Annotated in this window: 14 protein-coding genes; 9 read left to right on the top strand and 5 right to left on the bottom strand. The window is 56.0% G+C overall.

Annotation, left to right across the window (positions count from 1 at the left end; translation table 11 throughout):
- Window positions 1-13 precede the first annotated feature (13 nt).
- Window positions 14-850, top strand: a complete 837-nt coding sequence (locus AWB75_RS31750; protein WP_061127965.1) for an SDR family NAD(P)-dependent oxidoreductase — start codon at window positions 14-16, stop codon at window positions 848-850.
- 38 nt (window positions 851-888) lie between these two features.
- Here AWB75_RS31750 and AWB75_RS31745 read toward each other — a convergent pair whose 3' ends face one another.
- From AWB75_RS31745 to AWB75_RS31735, 3 genes are all read right to left on the bottom strand, one after another.
- A complete protein-coding gene (locus AWB75_RS31745; RefSeq protein ID WP_061127964.1) occupies window positions 889-2,058 on the bottom strand; it encodes a lactonase family protein in 1,170 nt (389 codons plus the stop codon).
- An 88-nt stretch (window positions 2,059-2,146) separates the two neighbouring features.
- Window positions 2,147-2,551, bottom strand: coding sequence for a Zn-ribbon domain-containing OB-fold protein (locus AWB75_RS31740; protein WP_061127963.1), 405 nt, complete (start codon window positions 2,549-2,551; stop codon window positions 2,147-2,149).
- A 6-nt stretch (window positions 2,552-2,557) separates the two neighbouring features.
- Window positions 2,558-3,727, bottom strand: a complete 1,170-nt coding sequence (locus AWB75_RS31735) for a thiolase domain-containing protein (RefSeq protein ID WP_061127962.1) — start codon at window positions 3,725-3,727, stop codon at window positions 2,558-2,560.
- A 373-nt stretch (window positions 3,728-4,100) separates the two neighbouring features.
- Between AWB75_RS31735 and AWB75_RS31730 the strand changes: the two genes are divergently transcribed.
- The gene (locus AWB75_RS31730; protein ID WP_087087097.1) at window positions 4,101-4,325 is read left to right on the top strand and encodes a rubredoxin; all 225 of its coding nucleotides are present in this window, start codon (window positions 4,101-4,103) and stop codon (window positions 4,323-4,325) included.
- A gap of 215 nt (window positions 4,326-4,540) precedes the next feature.
- On the opposite strand, the gene AWB75_RS31725 is transcribed toward AWB75_RS31730, so the two are convergent.
- The gene (locus AWB75_RS31725) at window positions 4,541-5,515 is read right to left on the bottom strand and encodes a Bug family tripartite tricarboxylate transporter substrate binding protein (RefSeq protein ID WP_061127961.1); all 975 of its coding nucleotides are present in this window, start codon (window positions 5,513-5,515) and stop codon (window positions 4,541-4,543) included.
- Window positions 5,516-5,629: 114 nt separating this feature from the next.
- Window positions 5,630-7,066, bottom strand: a complete 1,437-nt coding sequence (locus AWB75_RS31720) for an NAD-binding protein (protein WP_268807889.1) — start codon at window positions 7,064-7,066, stop codon at window positions 5,630-5,632.
- Between the two features lie 431 nt (window positions 7,067-7,497).
- Between AWB75_RS31720 and AWB75_RS31715 the strand changes: the two genes are divergently transcribed.
- The 7 genes from AWB75_RS31715 to AWB75_RS31685 all read left to right on the top strand — a co-directional run bounded on the left by AWB75_RS31715 (window position 7,498) and on the right by AWB75_RS31685 (window position 18,391).
- Window positions 7,498-8,865 (top strand): MFS transporter, encoded by a 1,368-nt coding sequence (locus AWB75_RS31715; RefSeq protein ID WP_061127978.1) that lies wholly within the window; start codon window positions 7,498-7,500, stop codon window positions 8,863-8,865.
- Between the two features lie 57 nt (window positions 8,866-8,922).
- A complete protein-coding gene (locus AWB75_RS31710) occupies window positions 8,923-10,776 on the top strand; it encodes an NAD-binding protein (protein WP_061127959.1) in 1,854 nt (617 codons plus the stop codon).
- 118 nt (window positions 10,777-10,894) lie between these two features.
- Window positions 10,895-11,965 (top strand): amidohydrolase family protein, encoded by a 1,071-nt coding sequence (locus tag AWB75_RS31705; RefSeq protein ID WP_235012326.1) that lies wholly within the window; start codon window positions 10,895-10,897, stop codon window positions 11,963-11,965.
- A gap of 695 nt (window positions 11,966-12,660) precedes the next feature.
- Window positions 12,661-14,019, top strand: a complete 1,359-nt coding sequence (locus AWB75_RS31700; RefSeq protein ID WP_061127958.1) for an MmgE/PrpD family protein — start codon at window positions 12,661-12,663, stop codon at window positions 14,017-14,019.
- A gap of 116 nt (window positions 14,020-14,135) precedes the next feature.
- Window positions 14,136-15,113: a Bug family tripartite tricarboxylate transporter substrate binding protein gene (locus AWB75_RS31695; RefSeq protein WP_235012325.1), complete on the top strand. Its 978-nt coding sequence runs from the start codon at window positions 14,136-14,138 to the stop codon at window positions 15,111-15,113.
- 169 nt (window positions 15,114-15,282) lie between these two features.
- A complete protein-coding gene (locus AWB75_RS31690; protein ID WP_159462827.1) occupies window positions 15,283-16,980 on the top strand; it encodes an NAD(P)-binding domain-containing protein in 1,698 nt (565 codons plus the stop codon).
- A complete protein-coding gene (locus AWB75_RS31685; protein ID WP_061127956.1) occupies window positions 16,967-18,391 on the top strand; it encodes an aldehyde dehydrogenase family protein in 1,425 nt (474 codons plus the stop codon). The genes AWB75_RS31690 and AWB75_RS31685 overlap by 14 nt, the downstream gene beginning before the upstream one ends.
- Window positions 18,392-18,681 lie beyond the last annotated feature (290 nt).

The raw sequence follows: 18,681 nt of genomic DNA, 5'->3' as shown, positions 1-18,681 counted from the left end.
AGCGAGGACAGACATGGATAAAACTGATCGCGGGCAAGGATGGACGAGCAGGGCTCGACTGGAAGGGAAAGTCGCGGTGGTCATTGGGGCAGGACAGGCGCCTGGGGAAGGGATCGGCAACGGCAGGGCGGCAGCCGTTCGCTTCGCGCGGGAAGGCGCGCGAGTGCTGGCCGTCGACCGGTCAATCGAGTCTGCTGAGGAAACAGCAGCGATGATCCGGGCCGAAGGTTTTGAAGCCGTCGCGTTCGGCGCGGACGTGACTCGTGAGAATGAACTTGTCCAAGCCATCTACGGCGCAAAAGAGCGGTGGGGCTCGCTGGACGTACTGCACAATAACGTTGGGGTCAGCTTGGGCGGCGGTGACGCTGATTTAATGGACATCACCGAAGACAAGTTCGACAACATATGCCGAATTAATCTGCGAGGGACGGTGTTCGCCTGCAAACACGCCGTCGCGATCATGCGTGAGCAGCGCTCAGGCTCGATTGTCAACGTGTCATCCGCCGCCGGGCCTGGGAAATACCCGTACGTGGCGTACAAGGCCACCAAAGCAGGGGTCATCGCGTTTACCGAGCAACTCGCGCTGCAAAACGCGCCGTTTGGAATTCGCGCCAACTGCGTGCTGCCAGGGTTGATTGCGACACCAATGGCGGTTGAGGCACGGGTTCGTGAATGGAGCCAATCACGCGAGCAGGTGTTGGCGGACCGCGACGCCAAAGTACCACTCGGGCGTCAGGGTAGCGCTTGGGATGTTGCAAACGCCGCGCTCTATCTTGCTTCTGACGAAGCCGATTTTGTCACTGGCGTTTCGCTTCTTGTCGACGGCGGCCGAATTCTGAATCGAATCTGAGTTGCCTTATTCGCCTTGTGGCGAATAAGGCCCAAGCCTCACGTCACTGAGACAATTCCCATCCAATATTGAAGTTCATTCCCGGAAGTCTCGACATCGTACTTCTGCACGAAGTCGAGTCTTCCATCTTCACCTATCCGGAAAACGCTCAGGGCTGCAGGGACCTCTTTAAGTCCTGTACCATCCTCGACGGACAGAGCTTTGATGCTCGCTGTAACGAGCAACGAGCCGCTTGGGTCACAAGCGAAGGTCCGGACGTGAAAGGAATGCGTATCGGCATGTTGCATGAGTTGCGGTTCGCCGGTCTCTTGATCAAGCGCATACACCGCAATGTTGTTTTCTCCGCCCGCGAAGACCTTTTGGCCATCTTTTTCGATTGCGTGGTCGGCTCGATTGGCGACATAAACGTATCGACCGGACGGGTGAACGTGAATCGGGCCGGCAATTTGCCGCGCAGCGACGCTTTTGGAGTCTGCGAGCGTCTTTTGTGTGTAAGCTGGTTCTTGTTCGATACGACCGTCAATGATGCGGAACATATATAGACGGTTCATACGCTCGTCGGAAGCGTAAAGCCATGGCTTGGATGGATGGAAGTCAACATGCCGTGGCCCGAACCCATACCCCCCCCGCGGCGCAACGACGTCTTCGACATCAAGAACACCATTACGCATTTTGAACGAGCGAAGAGCGCCGGGATCCTCGGGCTTGTCGCCCTGTGGTTTGTTCCCTCGGTCGACAATGAGTGCCGCATCTCCAGATGGAAATGCCATCACTTGGTGAGGATAGATTCCATAGTCGAGAGGGTGCGGTTGCTTAACTGCTTCGCCAATAGTCCCGTCCGAGTTGATGCTATGAACGGTTATGCCGCTCATCGGATGATTGTGCGCGTTCAAGATGAACTGTCCGGTCGGGTCGACGCACATGTGGACCGCGCGCCGGTCGAGTGGCTGCGGATTGCCGTGCTGCGTCAGGGCTCCGTCTGGCCCGATGGCGAACGCACTGACGTGGTTGTAGTCCGACTTGACCCTCGGGCCACCGTTGCTGGTCGTTACGTATAGGTACTCTCGCGACGGATGTGGCCACGCATACTGAATTTTCGCAGGAACATGAATGCTGCACCTTCTCTCGAGAACGCCCGAAGCAACGTCGACCTGGTATTGGGTCAGGACGTTGTCGACGGCGCTATACAAGAACACCTTCCCTGTCATGTCTCCTCCAAGAGTGTGGATCGCTCGGTTGTTTGTCAGCCGTCGGTCTAAGCAGGGGACCGTAACGGCTGCGTGCGCAGAAGCATTCTTACGAAGACGGTGTGAACATCGGGATTGACGTGCCATTCTCTGATGTTTTGAAGACGGCCTTTACGCGCTGGCCGATCGTCACCGTGTCTAAGTCGACGTCGACGATGTTTGTCATCACCACGGGCCCCTCATCAAGCGCCACGTACGCAATGCAATAGGGTGCACCTGCTCCCCGTCGAGTCACGCTGTGGGTGTAGATTTCTCCATCGCCGCTTGCATCGCTCCAGACTACATCTGAACTCCAGCAGAATGGGCACAGTTGGCGGGGATAGTGATGCGGCTGCCCGCAAGAGTTGCAGCGTTTAATCAATAGGCGGCCTTCCTTTGCGGCCGCGAAATATGGCTCGTCGCCCGGATTCATCGCGGGGTCGCCAATCTTTCTTTCAGGATTCTGTGAAGTCATCTCTTCTCACTCCCGTTCCAAGATAATGGTGGCTGCTCCATGGCGATGACCGATAGCGCCCCCGATGCTGGTAGCAAGCGCCAGCGAGCAATCAGGAACCTGCACCTTAGCGTGAGCTTCGCCACGCAGTTGCCGCACTGCCTCGATAATTTTTGTCATACCACCCCTGTTCGACGGGTGGTTGTTACATAGACCACCGCCATCGGTGTTGAAAGGGAGCTTCCCCGAACCGGAAATCAAGTTGCCGTCGGCGACGAATTTGCCGCCTTCCCCCTTCTTGCAGAAGCCGAGGTCTTCGAGTTGGAGAATTACAGTAATGGTGAAGCTGTCGTAGATTGACGCGTACTGGATGTTAGATGGCGACACGCCTGCTTCGTCAAACGCACGCGGACCGGTCCATGCTGCACCTGTGTACGTCAGGTCAATCTTCCCCCCCATCTGGTGTTTCGTTGATTCACCGCAACCTAGAAGCTTAATCTTCGGACGGTTCAGGCTTTTGGCGATTTCGGGGCGCGCGACGATAATCGCCCCGCCACCGTCACTCACAACGCAGGAGTCGAGACGATGCAGAGGATCGGAAATCATCGGGGACGCCAAGACCTCGTCGACCGTTACGACGGACTGCAACATTGCTTGAGGGTTGTATTGCGCGTGGTGTGAAGCCGAAACTTTGACCCACGCGAGTTGCTCGCTAGTCGTGTCGTACTCATGCATATGACGCATCGCAGCCATTGCATATAGGTTCAACGTCACGGGGCTATACGGGAGCTCGTAGGGCGCGTCAGGCAGGTTCACGCCGCGAACGCGTACCTGCGTTCCTGAGATTCCCTCGGAATTTGGCCGGCCCGCGAGCGTGATGAGCGCGACGTTGCATTTCCCGGCGGCAATCGCCTCCGCGGCATGAGCAACGTGGATCAAGTAGGAGCACCCTCCCATGTCCGTCGAATCGATATGCTTCAGTTGATTGAGGTTTAGATAATTCGCCAGAGACCACGCGTTGGCTCCTGGCGCGTCGCCGGCGCAAAAGAAGCCGTCGATATCATCTTTGGTCAATCCGGCATCTTCTATCGCACCTTTTGCAACCTCGGCATGCAATTGCGCCACAGAGTGATTGGGTGCTTTACGTAATGGATGCTCATAGGCTCCAACAATGTAAGCCTTGCCTTTAACAGTCATACGCTCAACTCCTCTTCAACAGGTGAAGTCGCGACTCCCAGCACGCGCCTGGTGCCCGGGGGGCCTGGTCATGAACCACTGGCACCGTAGTTAAGTTTCGATGAATGAAACCGGTGCTGTTCAGTAAAACCAATGATACCATTGGTGGTGTGGGGCGGGGTAACGTTAAATGGGGAGGAGACAGAGGAGTGGTGCTTGATGTGCTCGGGGCGGCCGGCTTCAACACGGTTTCGGTGAAAGCCTTCTCGGGCTCGTTGTCTCGTTGGCGACGACCTGCAAGTGCAGACTTTTAATCGACTCTGAGTTGCAGGGCTCGATTTCGTCTAGCGACTGCGTTTTATACCGGCCAGTGGCGCCGGTTGTTGAGGAAAGTATGAACGCGAAATTGAACGAACTCGACGATGCCTCGGCGGATGCGCCGGTTCAGTCGGACTTTAAGGTGTGGCAGTGTGTCCTTTGCGGTTTCATTTACGACGAGGCCGAGGGCATTCCCGAGGACGGCATCCCTGCTGGCACGCGTTGGGAAGATGTGCCCGCCGACTGGCTGTGCCCTGAATGCTCGGTGGGAAAGAGTGATTTCGAAATGGTGGAGGTTTGATGGACGTGGGAGCTTGCGCCGATACTTCGTCATTTGAGATCGAGCATTGATTCAGCCGCAAAAACGCAAGATCTCCGCATGCTTCCTTGTCTTGAGGATCGTCTTAAGACCACCTGCGCCGAGCATAGCGGGCAGCTCGGCGCAGGTCTCCGCGGTTCTCGCGATCCCTAAAGGCACGGGACAGGGCGCGTTCCGCGACCTCAGAATGTTCCGCGTTATTGTTTTTGTATTCCGAGGTTGGTAACGACTCGGTTCACTTCTGACACTTCATTCCTAAGATACTTATTGAACTCCGGGGGCGTCATGGGAGACGTCTCAATGCCTGGACTAGCCAATCGCTCTCGAAGAGAATTATTATTTATCGAGTCACGCAGTGCTTGAGAAAGACGTTCAACCGCGTCTTTCGGCGTTCCGGCGGGTGCAACAAGGCCCATCCAAGTGTAGAAACTATATCCGGGAGCCCCTTGCTCGGCCAGAGTGGGAACATTCGGTAACGCCGTGAGCCTTGAATTTGATGTAACTCCGAGGGCCCGGAGCTTACCGCCGTCCAAATAGCCCTTACTGCTTCCGTAAGCTTCGAAGATCATATTCACGCGGCCGCTCATAACGTCAGGCATGGCAGGCCCGTTCCCCTTGTAAGGGATGTGTAGAAGCTGCAGCCCTGCCTTCTGAAGATAGAGTGCAGCCCCTAGATGCGTTCCGGTTCCAATGCCAGCCGATGCGTACGAAAGCTTCCCAGGATTCGCTTTTGCGCGACTTATGAAATCTGAGAGGGTTTTCTCTGGTTCGCCGGTGGAGACTTCGAGAAGTAGGGGCGATCTGCCCATGAACCCGATTCCGGTGAAGTCGCTCAAGAGGTTGTAGCCCGGATCTTGTCGCACCGATTGCTGATAAACCATAGTACCGGCGGATGCTAACAGGGTGTATCCGTCGGGCCGAACCTCCTTGACGACGTTGATGCCTACCAGACCGTCGCCGCCGGCCCGATTCTCGACGATGACGGACTGTTTAAGGCTGAGACTCATTTGCTGGGCAATAAGACGTGTCGTTACATCGAGCAGTCCGCCCGGACCGGTGTTCACAATGATCCGGACAGGGTGTGAAGGAAATGAATCTTCAGCGTGCACTTGGCTCGTCGAAATTAGCGAAATGCAAAAGACGTGCGCAAGGTTGACCAGAAGCTTTGGCATTGGAGTCGACTCTCGAGAGGCAAATATTTTTCGATCCAGGCACCGGTCAGTTCGGAATTATCAGAAAAGGCCGATGCTCAAGATCGCTATCCCTAACCTTCGTTCACCAATGCGTCACTCTTGTCGCCGCATCTTGACACCGGCCGTCTCCTCATACATCCGAGCGAGTTGCTCCACGCCGGAGGAGCCTCCAAGCTGATTTTTTGCCTGTTCGAAGATCACGAGGACCAAGTTCGGTATCAGCGCGGGCGCGCCCACTCTGCTAGCCAGCGAAGAACAGGCCTTGAGATGGCCGAGGTAAGAATCTATGGCAGTCCCAGATTCCGACTTGCCAGACGCAAGCGCCGGAAGAAGCGTTCGCGAAGCGTCGCTCCAACCTGAGCCCTTATTCACAACCAGCGCTATGTCATCGAGCTTGAGCCCATACTTCAGCCCGGCGGATACGCATTCGTAGGTCACCGCTCGCCCGAGACATTCAAGACTGTTGATGAGAACATCTTCAATTGCTGGCGGGACGTCCGTCGAACCTGCAACGTCCGGCTTCGTCGTCTCCTTACACTGGGCCAGCTTGGTCGCTGCCATGGACTCGACGAGACCAACCATGTCTTCCAAACGAGCGCGATCGCCAATGGTGTTCAAACCAATCTGCAGCAGTCCGCGGGTAATGTTCATGATGGGCATCGGCACTGAGCGGGTCATGCCAAGTGCCACCGCCTGATTGACATCCTTCAGCATCAGCGAGAGGGCAAAGTTGGTCGACTCCTTTCCTTCGACCAGAGCCGGAAGCATCTTCAATGTCGTTTGATTGCGAGCGGGCTCCCGGTTCAAGAACTCGCTCAGATATTCGAGGGTAAGACCAGCCTTCACTCCCAGAGCGGCGATCTCCAGAGTACCAAGGCGACAGGCCGCATTCATCGCATTGTTGACCATCTTCATGGCTTGTCCGTCGCCAACGCGAGTGCCGCAGCGGAAGATTGTTTCAGTGATCGTTCGAAGTGCTGGAAGTGACTTCTCAACTACATCGGCTGGACCCGAAACCATGAGCGTTGCGCCACCGCTGGCAACAATGGATGGAGTGGCAGATACAGCGGCGTCGATCATGTTAACGCCCTGGCGAGCAAGGAGCTCAGCAATCTCTCGAGTCTCCTCCGGAATACCACTGGTCTGATCGATAACAATTTTTCCGGCCGAAAGTCCTTCGGCTAGACCGCCAGGCCCAAAAATCAGTTCTCTTACATCGGAGCTTCGTGGAAGGCAAAGTAGGATCACGTCGCTCTCAGAGGCGAGCGCGCCCGCCGACGGAGCGACCTTCGCGCCCGCCTCGGCGAATGCCGTTGCAGCATTCGCATTCAAATCCCACACGCAGAGCTCGTGCGCCGATAAAAATCGACGTGCCAGTTGACCGCCTAGCGCTCCCAGTCCGATGTAACCAATCTTCATCTTGTGTCGCCTCCTAAGTCGTTTGCCAAACTTTTCTACATGACCCGTCTTCGTGGGCCGAGATCGAACGCTGGCTGAAGTGTATCGGGGGTGTTCGAAGCATCGTAGCACTAATTCTGCTGATCAGCATCGATTCCAGCTAGTGAAACTAGGAGGTGAAATGGAACTGCCACTGTCAGTGCGCTGAGGTTCCGAACAGTGGAACGAATTCCATTTGTGTTGACGCAGGTACATCCCAGAGATAAAGTTGATGCAAGATTTCGTGGCGCCGCCAACTGTGTATCAGACAAGGGTTAACCCTTGTTTTTTACAGGCGCGGCGAGCACGAAGTTGACATTTACAAAAACTAGGAGACAACCCCCCATGCGGCATTTGACGATCTCCCACATTGAGCGTTGACCGGAGGCCTCCGCGCGCTCGCCCACTGAATGCTATTCAACTCGGTCGACAGTCGGGCGCCGGGCCTTTTCTTTCGTGTCAAATGAGAACACCCTCGTGAAGACAGAGCAGTACGCACGATAACTGGCGGGATGGAGCAGACAATGGAGCAATCAGTACAGCCCCCTGTACAGGGTTGGAGCGGTGATCAGCCTGCCGAGGCATGGGCGACTGACAAGGAGGTGAAGGCAGCATATCGGAAGGTCACTCTAAGGCTCGTTCCGTTCTTATTCCTTTGTTGGGTAGTGAACTACATTGACCGTGTGAATCTCGGTTTCGCCAAGATTCCACTGTCGAGAGATCTCGCGCTCTCGGACGCAGCCTACGGATTGGGGGTAGGGTTATTTTCGATCGGCTACGTCCTGTTTGAAGTTCCGAGCAACCTGATGTTGGAGCGAACGGGCGCACGACTCACCATGGCGCGAATTATGTTCCTGTGGGGCTGCATCACTTGCTTGATGATGTTCATACAAACGAGCACGCAGTTCTACATCGCCCGAATTGCGCTTGGAGCTGCCGAAGCCGGCTTCTATCCTGGTCTATTGCTCTATCTCACCTACTGGTTCCCGTCCGCGCGTCGCGCACGCATAACGTCGCGCTTCTTGCTCGCGATTGCGGTATCAGGAATGATTGGAGGACCCTTGGCCGGTTGGATCCTTAACACGTTCGTCGACGTTGGCGGACTTCGTAACTGGCAATGGCTGTTCTTGCTTGAAGGGATACCCGCAGTTCTGCTCGGAGTCTTCGCGTACTTTTATCTCGATGATAAGCCCGATCACGCAAAATGGCTGACGGACGCGGAGCGCAAGATTATCTTGGATAACATCCAAGCGGATCGCGCATTCAAAGGCAAGCCTGTTCATTCCGGACTGGTCGCGGTTCTTCGCGACCCACGCGTCTATGTGGTCGTGCTCGCATCGTTGGTTACGCCAATGCTGGGCATCGTTATGAATTATTGGACGCCCACTATCATTCATCGAGCAGGTGTCACCAACATCCTGCACCTATCTCTACTTTCTGCGATTCCGTCCGTTATCGGTGCGATTGGGATGATTGTCATTGCCCGACACTCCGACCACCGCGTCGAGCGCCGCTGGCACTACCTGTTCTCGATTTCCATTGGGGCAGTGGGGCTCGTCCTGCTTCCGAGTGTGGTCCACAGCCCGGTCTTGACAATCGGCTGCCTTTCGCTGCTGGCAATCGCATATTACGCGGGTAGCACAATGTTCTGGACGATTCCCCCGGCGTATTTCCCGGCAGCATCTGTTGCGGCTGGCATCGCGTTGATGAGCAGCTTGGGCCAGGCAGGTTCACTGCTGACACCGACCTGGCTGGGCTGGCTGATGACCAATACTCATAGCATCGCCATTGGGCTATACACCATTGCAGCAATCGCACTTGCCGGTGGCTTCATCATTGTGTTGGGGGTTCCGGCTTCCAAGCTGAGGGAACGGCGTGATGAGTCCGTGTAGCAGATAGGCTTGGCGCTGCCCAAGAGATAATTGAATCTTGTCCTCTCGAGTTTAACAATGACTGAACCGACCGCTCCTGCAAACCACGTTATCTCTGAGCCGATCGGATTTATCGGCCTTGGGGCGATGGGCGCCCCAATGGCGCGTCATCTTGCGACGCTCGGATACTCGTTGCTTGTGTACGACACCAACGCATCGGCCGTCGCTTCGGCTGTCGAGCGAGGTGCGCAATCGATGACGTCAGCCAAAGCGATTGCTGATCGCGCCGCAATCGTGTTGACTTGCTTGCCATCACTGCCGGCCATCAAGGAAGTCGTTTTTGGAGAAGAAGGTGTTTCGAAAGGCGGCGCCGCGCGTATCCTGGTTGATTTCTCGACGACCGGGGCACGATTCGCTCAAGACCTCGCAGCGGATCTCAAGTCCTTCGAAATCGACCTGCTTGACTCTCCTATCACAGGCAACGTGACAACGGCGGGGAATGGCAAACTCGGAATCATGTGTTCTGGGCCCGAGCGCGCGTTCGAACGTGTTGCTCCCATCATGCGAGACCTGGCAAGCCTGGAGGTGCTGTATCTAGGTGAGGAGACCGGAAAGGCTCAGACGCTCAAACTTCTCAATAACTCGCTGTCGGCCACCGGCATGGCGTCCGCCTGCGAAGCGTTCATTCTGGGCGTCAAGGGCGGACTAAACCCTCAACGGATGCTTGAAATCATAAATTCAGGCGACGCAAGCAGTAGCGCGACCCGAAATAAGTTCGCACGGTCGGTGCTTCCGCGCAAGTTCGATTTCGGAGCTCGCATGGCCATTACGGCCAAGGACATCTCACTGACGGTCGAAGAGGCCCAAAACCGCGGGGTTCCGATGTGGGTTGCACAAACTGTGCAGCAAGTGTGGAAGTATGCAGCAATGCAGGGGGGAGCGGACCGCGACGGAACTTCGCTTATTACCTATCTTGAGCCGTGGTCTGGGGTCGAGGTGGCGAGCCGCGGAGAGGCCATCTCTTGCGAGCGGGCGGTTTCGGTGGGCGCAACCTTCGTTCCCCACATTCTTATATGTGACGAATCCGAGGCTGAGCCTATTTCTCTCCGATTGCGTGAGCAGGGATTTAAAGTCGAGATACCGCACGGTGAGGCAGGCGCGGCGCAACCTACGACCGTGCCAGCTCGATCCTTCGGGACGTGCGTCTTGATCGGCGTAAAGGAAAGTGACGAACAGTCCCTTCTTGTGAAGCGCATTCGCCAAGCAGCCGGCGAAGGCGGCGTTGTCATCAACACTCGAACGATGCCCATAGCCGAATCCACTCGTTTTCACCAGCAGACACGAGAGCTCGGCCTCAAATGCGTTGACGGCTTGCACACTGGACCGTCTCACGAACGTCGATCCGGCCAAGGGGTAATCATCGTCGGCGGCGCGGCCGCTGCCATCGACGCAGTAGTGCCACTGCTGGCCGCGTTGAGTCGTCGAGTGTTTGTGATCTCGGAGCGGCCAGGGGACGCCCAGTTGATGCACATGATTCACGCATCGTTGTTTGCGACACTTCTTGTCGTCACGTCCGAGGCATTCGTCGCAGGGGCCAAGGCTGGACTGACTCCGTTGCAGATGAGGACGATTATGGGCATCGAGACCGGAAGAAACGCCGCGAGCGCTCGGATCCTCCCAGAGCAGGTAGCGACTCGCCGCTTTGACTATGGGTTGACCCTCGCACAGGCTAGGCGCCACCTGACTATGGCAACGGATGCGGCGCGTCAACTGGGTGTTACGACGTGGATTTTCGACAAGGTCTTGGGAGTCTATGGCCTCGTGTGCAGTGGCGGACATTCCCCTGAAGACGTGAGTTCTATCGCAAAGCAGTACGAGTCCTGGGCGAAAGTCAAGGTCGAAACCGTCGATCGCGCACAGCACGCCGTGTAGAAACGTTTTTGCCAGCGAGTATCTCTAGTCGTCGAAGTGCCGGGGGCGGCGAAGCGAAGCTTCTGCCGGTCCGACAGTCGACAGCCAGCAACAGCATTGAACGAAGAGAGGTTCCGGAGTGACGACGCAGAACGAGACTGACACCATCCCAGCGACAGTGGTGGATTTTCGGGGCAACAACCATCGAGATCTCGAAGCGCTGGATTCCTGGACGAAGCGACGCGTCGAAGAAGCCTTGGAGCCTGAGCTTCCTATCATCGACCCGCATCACCATATTTGGAATGACGAGCGCGGGCGCTACCTCGCGGACGAACTGCTAGCTGACATAGGAACGGGCCATCGGATCGAGGCGACCGTGTACATGCAGTTTAAAGCGAACTACCGTGAGACCGGTCCAGAGTCGATGCGCTCGGTTGGCGAAGTCGAGTTCGCTAGTGCTTTTGCCGATGCATGCGCGACCGAGCGACCGGAAGGCCCCAAGTTGTGCGCCGGCATCGTCGGGCACGCAGATCTTCTGCTCGGCAGCGATGTGCAAGCTGTACTTGATACGATGCTTGAGGCGGGTCGCGGCCGCTTGCGCGGGATCCGGCACGGTGCGACGTTTGATTCGGGGCAGGCGGGATTTGGGCGTGCGTTCGCCCGTCCTCACGTGCTTCTGGATTCCAACTTCCGAGAAGGATTCGCGAGGCTCGCGCCACTGAACCTATCATTCGATGCGTGGATTTTCTATCCGCAATTACCGGATCTGATAAGCCTTCTTCGGGAGTTTCCGGATACGAATGTCGTCCTTGACCACGCGGGTGGCATTCTTGGGATCCCGCCGCATGTGAATCGCCGCGAAGTCTTTTCAACGTGGCGAACATACATTCAGCAGCTTTCGCAGTTTCCTAACTTGACGGTCAAGATCGGTGGGCTCGGGATGCTCTACTGCGGCTGGAACTATCATTTGTATTCGGAACCCCCGACATCCGAAGCACTAGCCGCATCTTGGAGACCGTACATTGAGACATGTATCGAATTCTTCGGCTCTGAACGTTGCATGTTCGAGAGCAACTTTCCGGTCGATAAGCAAACCTGCGGATACGGTGTGCTTTGGAATGCCTTTAAGCGCGTAACGCGACACTACTCCGAATCTGAGAAGCGCTCGCTTTATCGCGACAATGCCGCTCGGATCTATCGGCTGCAGTAGGGGTTCAGAACCTCCGGTGAGGTGCAATACCTGTTAGTTGGAAGCTTCGGATGTTATGTGGAACGTGTTATGCCTTGAGCTTCACCGCCGCGTAAGTTCAAGCGGTGCGCTCATCAGGGGTCGCTTGAGGAAACCTACCAAAGGTTTCCGCAAGCGAATTTCTTTTACCCGCAGCTCAGCGGCGAGCAGGGATGTCTAGCTGGATATGTCGTTCGCACCAACGTACTGGCCCGACTTTGGCCGCTCGGAGTTGTCGATAGGCGCCTTCGTTTAGAGCATCGAGCGCTGCGTGCGCCCAGGAATGTTGACCGAGGCGGCAAGACTAGGACCGCTGTGACACAGGAGGCGTGGCCGAACACAAGCAGTCGTTCAACCGCTCAAGTAGAAATGCGAGTCCGGTCCAGCCTCGCTCCTCGATCAGCGCTCGGCGGTTCGAGAGTGCGCGCTCACCAAAAACATTGTAAAACGCGGTCATCTTCAGGGCCGGCGACAGCGTTTTCACACCATATCTGAGCCTCGATCGGTTTTCCGTAATCAACGGTATCACCGAACTCGTGAGTTTCATTGACTGAAACGCGTTCCTTTTTCGTTGACACTGCGGTACCTTCGACGTACAGTCGATTCTGATCTGCCGAGATTGCACGGCACCGATACCCTCCAGCTAAATCGCAGAGATGTGGGAACGCTAACCATCAATGAGTGAATATCTCTCTCTCCGTTACGCCAGCTTCATAACGGAATCGAATATTGAGCACATGCCGCAAGATGCGGTCGACTACGGGAAGATGCTTCTGGCAAGTACGCTCGCCAGCGCGGCGTTGGGATCAACTCTCGATTCGAGCAAGCTCATCAGGTCGCTTGAGCTGAGCAGAGGAGGAGCGTCTGAGAGTTCGGCGTGGTTCGGCAAGTGGGAGCATTTGCCAGTGGTGGCAAGTGCTAGGTTGAACGCGCTAATGAGCGACGCCGCAGCGTCTGACGATAGCGACCTTCGTAACATCGTGCATAGTGGCACCCAAGCATGCGCAGCGGCGATGGCAGTGGGAGAAGCGCGCGGAGCATCGGGCGCCGAAATCGTTGAGGCGATCGTTGTTGGGTATGAGATCGCGGGCAACATCAACACCGCGATGATTGGCGGGTTGCAGCGCAAGGGGTTCCATGGGTGCGTTGTTGCGACTTTTGCGGCGGCGGCAGCGGCCGCGCGTTTGCTCAACCTCAGTCGAGACGCTGCGGCGCATGCGTTATCGTTGGCCGCCACTTCCATGGGCGGCCTGCACGCAGCGGCAGCGACAAGTCTTGCTCGTGAATACCACGCTGGCAATGCGGCAATGATGGGCGTCTACAGCGCTCAGGCGGCCGGGCTGGGATACGAGGCAGAGCTCGGAACATTCGAAATGAAGCGTGGCTTCTTTGAGACTCTAGGTGGGGGACACGATGCCAACGCCGTGATCGACCAGTTGGGAAGTAAGTGGAGCATTTTGACCGAACTCGGAATCAAGATGGTCCCGGGCGGCTCTCCGTTTCATGCGGTGGCAGAAGCGGCGGCCCTCGCCGCAAGAGAAGGAGAGTTGGATGTGACTGACATCCACCACATCTCGTTCACGTTACCCGACTACCCGTTTCCCGGACCAAAGAATCCAACCGATCTAATTGGCATCGCACATAGTCCCTTCTACTTTGCTGCGGCCGGCGCAGCGGACCAGGACTACAGTTGGCCGCATGCATTCCCCGAAAAGATTTCCGACCCCCGCATTAGATCTCTGTTCGATCGCATTACGCGGGTCGACTACGACGTCCCGGATAAGAACCTGTACAAAAGCGGCGCTATCGTCAAGATTGAGACCAATGACGGACGTGTTATTGAGCGGTCGGTCCGCTTTCCGAAGGGCGCTGCCGTGCGCGGCATCGAATGGGATGAGGTCGAGTCTAAATATAGGGCGCTCATGCCATACGGAGGTGCCGATGTGGACGCGATTGACAGAAGCTTTCAACTGATACGAGGGCTGACCGCACTTGATGACATTAAGGTTTTGGTCAACACGCTAAAAAACGAGTAAGAAGATTCTAAGATCCGTTGGTCGTGGCCTGCATCGAATCGAGCGAGCGTTCGGGAAGAGATGCAGCCGGAAGATGTCCAGTAAGCGAGACACAAAACAACATTAGGAGACAGTTAATGACTAGGTTGACGAGACTTATCTCTGGAATAATCCTTTCGGCTACTGTAGCCGCACCCCTCGGCGCTTGGGCCGCCGATGACTTCCCGACACGCTCGATCCGCGTTATTGTGCCAGTCGCTGCCGGCGGCTGGGGAGACGTGACGACTCGTGTGATTTGTCAGCGGCTCGGAGAAATCCTCGGGCAATCGATTATCGTTGATAATCGTACTGGGGCTGGGGGCTTGGTGGGAATCCGTTACACCAAGGAGCAACCGGCAGATGGATATACCTTGATGTCGACAGGTAGCACGCTCGCAATCCAGCAGTCCCTCAATAAAGAACCCGGCTACGACGCACTGAAAGATTTCATCGATGTAGGGACGATGGTTCGGTCACCGGCGCTGATCGTGACGAGCAGCAAGTCAACCTACAAGTCTCTCTCAGACTTGCTTAAAGATGCGAAGGAAAAGCCAGGCTCTATCAGCTATGGCTCTGCCGGCGTCGGCACTACGACACACATCGCTGCCGCAATGCTGCTGAAGAAGGCGGGCGTACAGATGCAACACGTTCCCTATAAGGGGAATGGTGCAGCGATGCCTGACGTAATTGCAGGTCGGGTGAGTTTTTTGATTGATGCGTACGGCAGCAGTCAACCCGGTTTGAACGGCGGACTGCTGCGTGCCTTGGCAGTCACGTCCGACGCGCCGGTCAGCGTGCTTCCGAATCTCCCGACGGCAGCGCAACAGGGAGTTCCTGGCTTCAGTTACTACTACTGGCTCGGGCTCTTCGCACCGGCGGGCACTCCTTCCGACAGAGTAAAGAAGCTGTCCGACGCGTTAGCGAAGACATTGAACGATCCGAAAATCAAGTCCAGACTTCAGTCCGAGGGAACTGAGCCTTTCTACGCATCGCCCACAGAATCTGAGGCCTTCTTGAGAAAGGATCTGGAAACCACTAGTCAAGTCATCAAGGATACGGGCATTCCCAAGCAATAGATTTCGAATCTGCCAAGGCGTAAGTCAGGAGTAGACGATGATTTCAGTAGCATACATTGGACCGAGCGGCGATTGGGCTAACCGCTTGGAGTGCCTTCCCGAGTTGACGAGATGTAATCCGAGTGAGGCCGGGACGGCACCGGGAGCGGGTGGTCACCGCCGAGCGCTTGTGGCTATTGAACAAGCCCTCGTTTGCAACATCGTGTTCTTACGCCTCGGCGAAGCAGATAACGCAGAGCCTGCGAAGTTCGATAGGGAAGAATGCCTTAGCCGGCTTTCGCCAGGGACAGTACTTGTCGACCTGGACGGTGAGGCGAATTGGTGGAGTGAGGAAGCCGAACTTCGACTTAAGCGGCACGATGTACTTTTTCTATCGGCGACCACCATTCGCGACCTTGGATCAGAAGTGAGTACGGTACTCGTTTCGGGTCACCAAGATGCCTATGCAAAGGCATTACCTATTCTTCAAGCAATTGACTCGGTCGTATACTGCGGACCGCGATTGGTACATGCGCACGCGGTGGCGTTGATGAACCAGACGATGTACCTCACGGGTCGGCTTTTGAACTTGGAATCGGTGGCGATGGGGTTCCGAGCGGGACTCGCGTTGGCGGACATAGTTGAGGCGATAAACCTGAGCAGCGGACGAAGTCGAATCTCCGAAAAACTGCTTCCCGACTTGTGTAAGGATGGTCGCACGAACGAGCAATCTTTGACCTCCGCGATTGGCGATTTGAACCGGATGATCGACCTCGGCACGGCACTGGGTGTTCCCATGCCTCTGACGACGCACACACGTTCGTTGCTTACAATGGGTGCAAATATAGTCGGGGCCGGCGCAGACCTGAACGACATGCACACCGTCATTGGATCCATGGCGGGAATTTTGGTCGACAAACAGCCGGTTGAAGTCGTTCCCAGCCATCGCTCGGAACTTTTCAATAGAGACGTTTCCTCCACTGCGCAAGCGCCAATAATTGGCTACGTGGGCCTAGGAGCGATGGGAGCGGCTTTGGCGCGGCAAGCGTTGAGCGCGGCAAGAGAGCTCTATGTCTTTGATGTGAGTCAGGCGCGTGTCAGACAACTTGTGGAGATGGGGGCTTTTGCTGCGAGCGACATTCTTACGCTCGCGCGAAAGTGTGACGTCATCATGCTTTGCGTGCCGACTTCGGAGGACGTTCAGAATATCCTTTTTGGTGAGCGAGGAATAGTTGACGAATTAAGGGCGGGAAAGATTGTCGTTGACCAAACGACAGGAAGTCCGTTCGATACGCGGATGATGGCTGAGAAGCTGCGGGAGCGGGGCGTTGAGCTAATTGACGCGCCTGTAACAGGCGGTCCAAGAGGAGCAGCCGAAGGTACGTTGGTCACTCTGTGCGGAGGGGACGCCGCGGCGTATGCGGTCGTAGAGCCGCTATTGCAGAGGATGGGTGGGAAAGTTTCATACTTTGGCGCGAGCGGTAGTGGGCAAGCTGCCAAGCTGGTTAAGAACGCCCTAGGCGCGAGCAATCGAATCATTGTTTATGAATCGCTTGCATTGGCATTAAAAATTGGCCTGCGTTTAGATCTACTGGATAACGTCATCGAACGAAGTTCGGGCTGGACTGCGGGCTTCCGCCGTGTCATTGCCGCAGTTCGAACAGGCAAACCCACGGCCGACGTCAAGCTAGCATGGTATGTCAAAGACCTGGTACTGGTTTCGCAGATGGCGTCCGCCTTCTGCGTTCCGATGTCGCTGGCAAATACAGTTCGCGCCCGTGTCGAGACAGCGCAGAACGTGCTTGGTGCAGATGTAAACGTCGATGCACTAGCCGCCCTATTTGAGATTCCACTCACGTATAGCGAAGAGAAAAATGAAACAATTTGATAAGTTTTATATTGACGGACGTTGGTGCGAACCGGTTGGCAAGGAGAGCTTTGAGCTAATTGACCCGGCAACCGAGCTTCCATACGGACGCGTAGCTCTCGGTGCTCGGGAGGACGTTGATCGTGCAGTCGCGGCGGCGCGCAAGGCGTTTGAGTCCTTTAGCCAGACGCAAAAGGAACAGCGGATCGAACTGCTACAGAACGTCGTTGAGGAGTTCATACGTCGGCAGGATGACCTTATGTCAGCAGTCACGCAGGAGATGGGCGCACCTGCTGCTCTAACCGCACAAACGGGTACCGCATTGCAAGCCTTTCGGCAGGCTATTATCACACTCGGCGACTATTCGTTTGAACAGATGATGGCCGACAACATCGTTCGGAGAGAACCGATCGGTGTCTGCGGACTGATCTCGGCATGGAACTGGCCCCTGCAATTGCTTTGCACCAAGCTTGGATCCGCTCTGGCCGCAGGCTGTACTGTGGTGGTAAAGCCGAGTGAATACACGCCGGTCAGTGCATTGGTATTGGCCGAGGTCTTTGATGCTGCGGGCGTACCACCCGGAGTTTTTAACCTTGTCAATGGTGATGGTCCGACGGTCGGAGAGGCCATATCGAGACACCGCGGGATCGACATGGTTTCGTTCACTGGGTCCACTCGAGCAGGCGTGCTCGTAGCCCAGGCTGCAGCCGATACGGTCAAGCGGGTGTGCCAGGAACTCGGCGGAAAGTCCGCGAATATCATTCTTCCAGACGCCGACCTGGAGGCCGCCGCGCGCTTTAACGTGACGAGAGGATTTTCCAATACGGGACAATCGTGTCATTCTCCGACCCGTATTCTCGTTAGAGATGGTCAACTTGAAACTTTTCTCAACTTCGTTCGCCGTGAAGCCGAGAAAGTGCGGGTCGGAAATCCACAGGACGCCAACACCACGATGGGGCCGGTTGTCAACCGAGCTCAATTCGATCGCATCCAAAGCTATATCGAAAAGGGAGTACAAGAAGGGGCGAGGTTGATTTTCGGCGGACCCGGGAGGCCTGAAAGGCTCGATCGAGGTTACTTCATTCGTCCGACAGTATTTGCTGACGTCACGCCCGACATGACAATCGCTCAAGAGGAAATCTTTGGGCCCGTCCTGTCTGTAATCACCTATCGCGACATTGATGAAGCGATTCAGATCGCAAACGGAACGTGCTATGGCCTTGGTGGTTATATCTTTGCCGGAGATCTTCAGGCGGCGCGAAAGGTGGGCGAACGCATGCAGGCTGGACGCATATTCTTGAACGGCGCACCGTCCAACAATGTAGCTCCGATGGGCGGGTACAAGCAGTCGGGAAATGGTCGTGAAATGGGCGTTTTCGGTCTCGAGGAGTACCTCGAAGTCAAAGCAATGATTGGCTTTGCCAGTTCGTGAGAGAGGCCAAATCGGGCATCTGACTACCCCACTTGTGTGTCCCTCTGCCGTCTTCACGTCCTGAGACGAATTATTCGACCTTCGAAAAAGAGGCCACCGGGCGCGCTTGTTTCCGGCGCGTTCGGCATTCACCTGCGGCAAACCAAGACCCGGCGTCGCGCGTCGACACGTTGCATCAATGGGGTGAGGGGATCAAGGGAGTGATCAACCGGGTTAAGGAACCTCTGCATAACCCTACTTATAGTGGCGATAAGGAGTACTATTAGAGAACCAGCGACTTGGAGGAATCA

The organism is Caballeronia catudaia (genome assembly GCF_001544755.2).
GTDB classification, from domain to species: domain Bacteria; phylum Pseudomonadota; class Gammaproteobacteria; order Burkholderiales; family Burkholderiaceae; genus Caballeronia; species Caballeronia catudaia.
The sequence above is the reverse complement of the archived record's forward strand: the minus strand, read 5'-3'. Positions and strand labels throughout refer to the sequence as shown.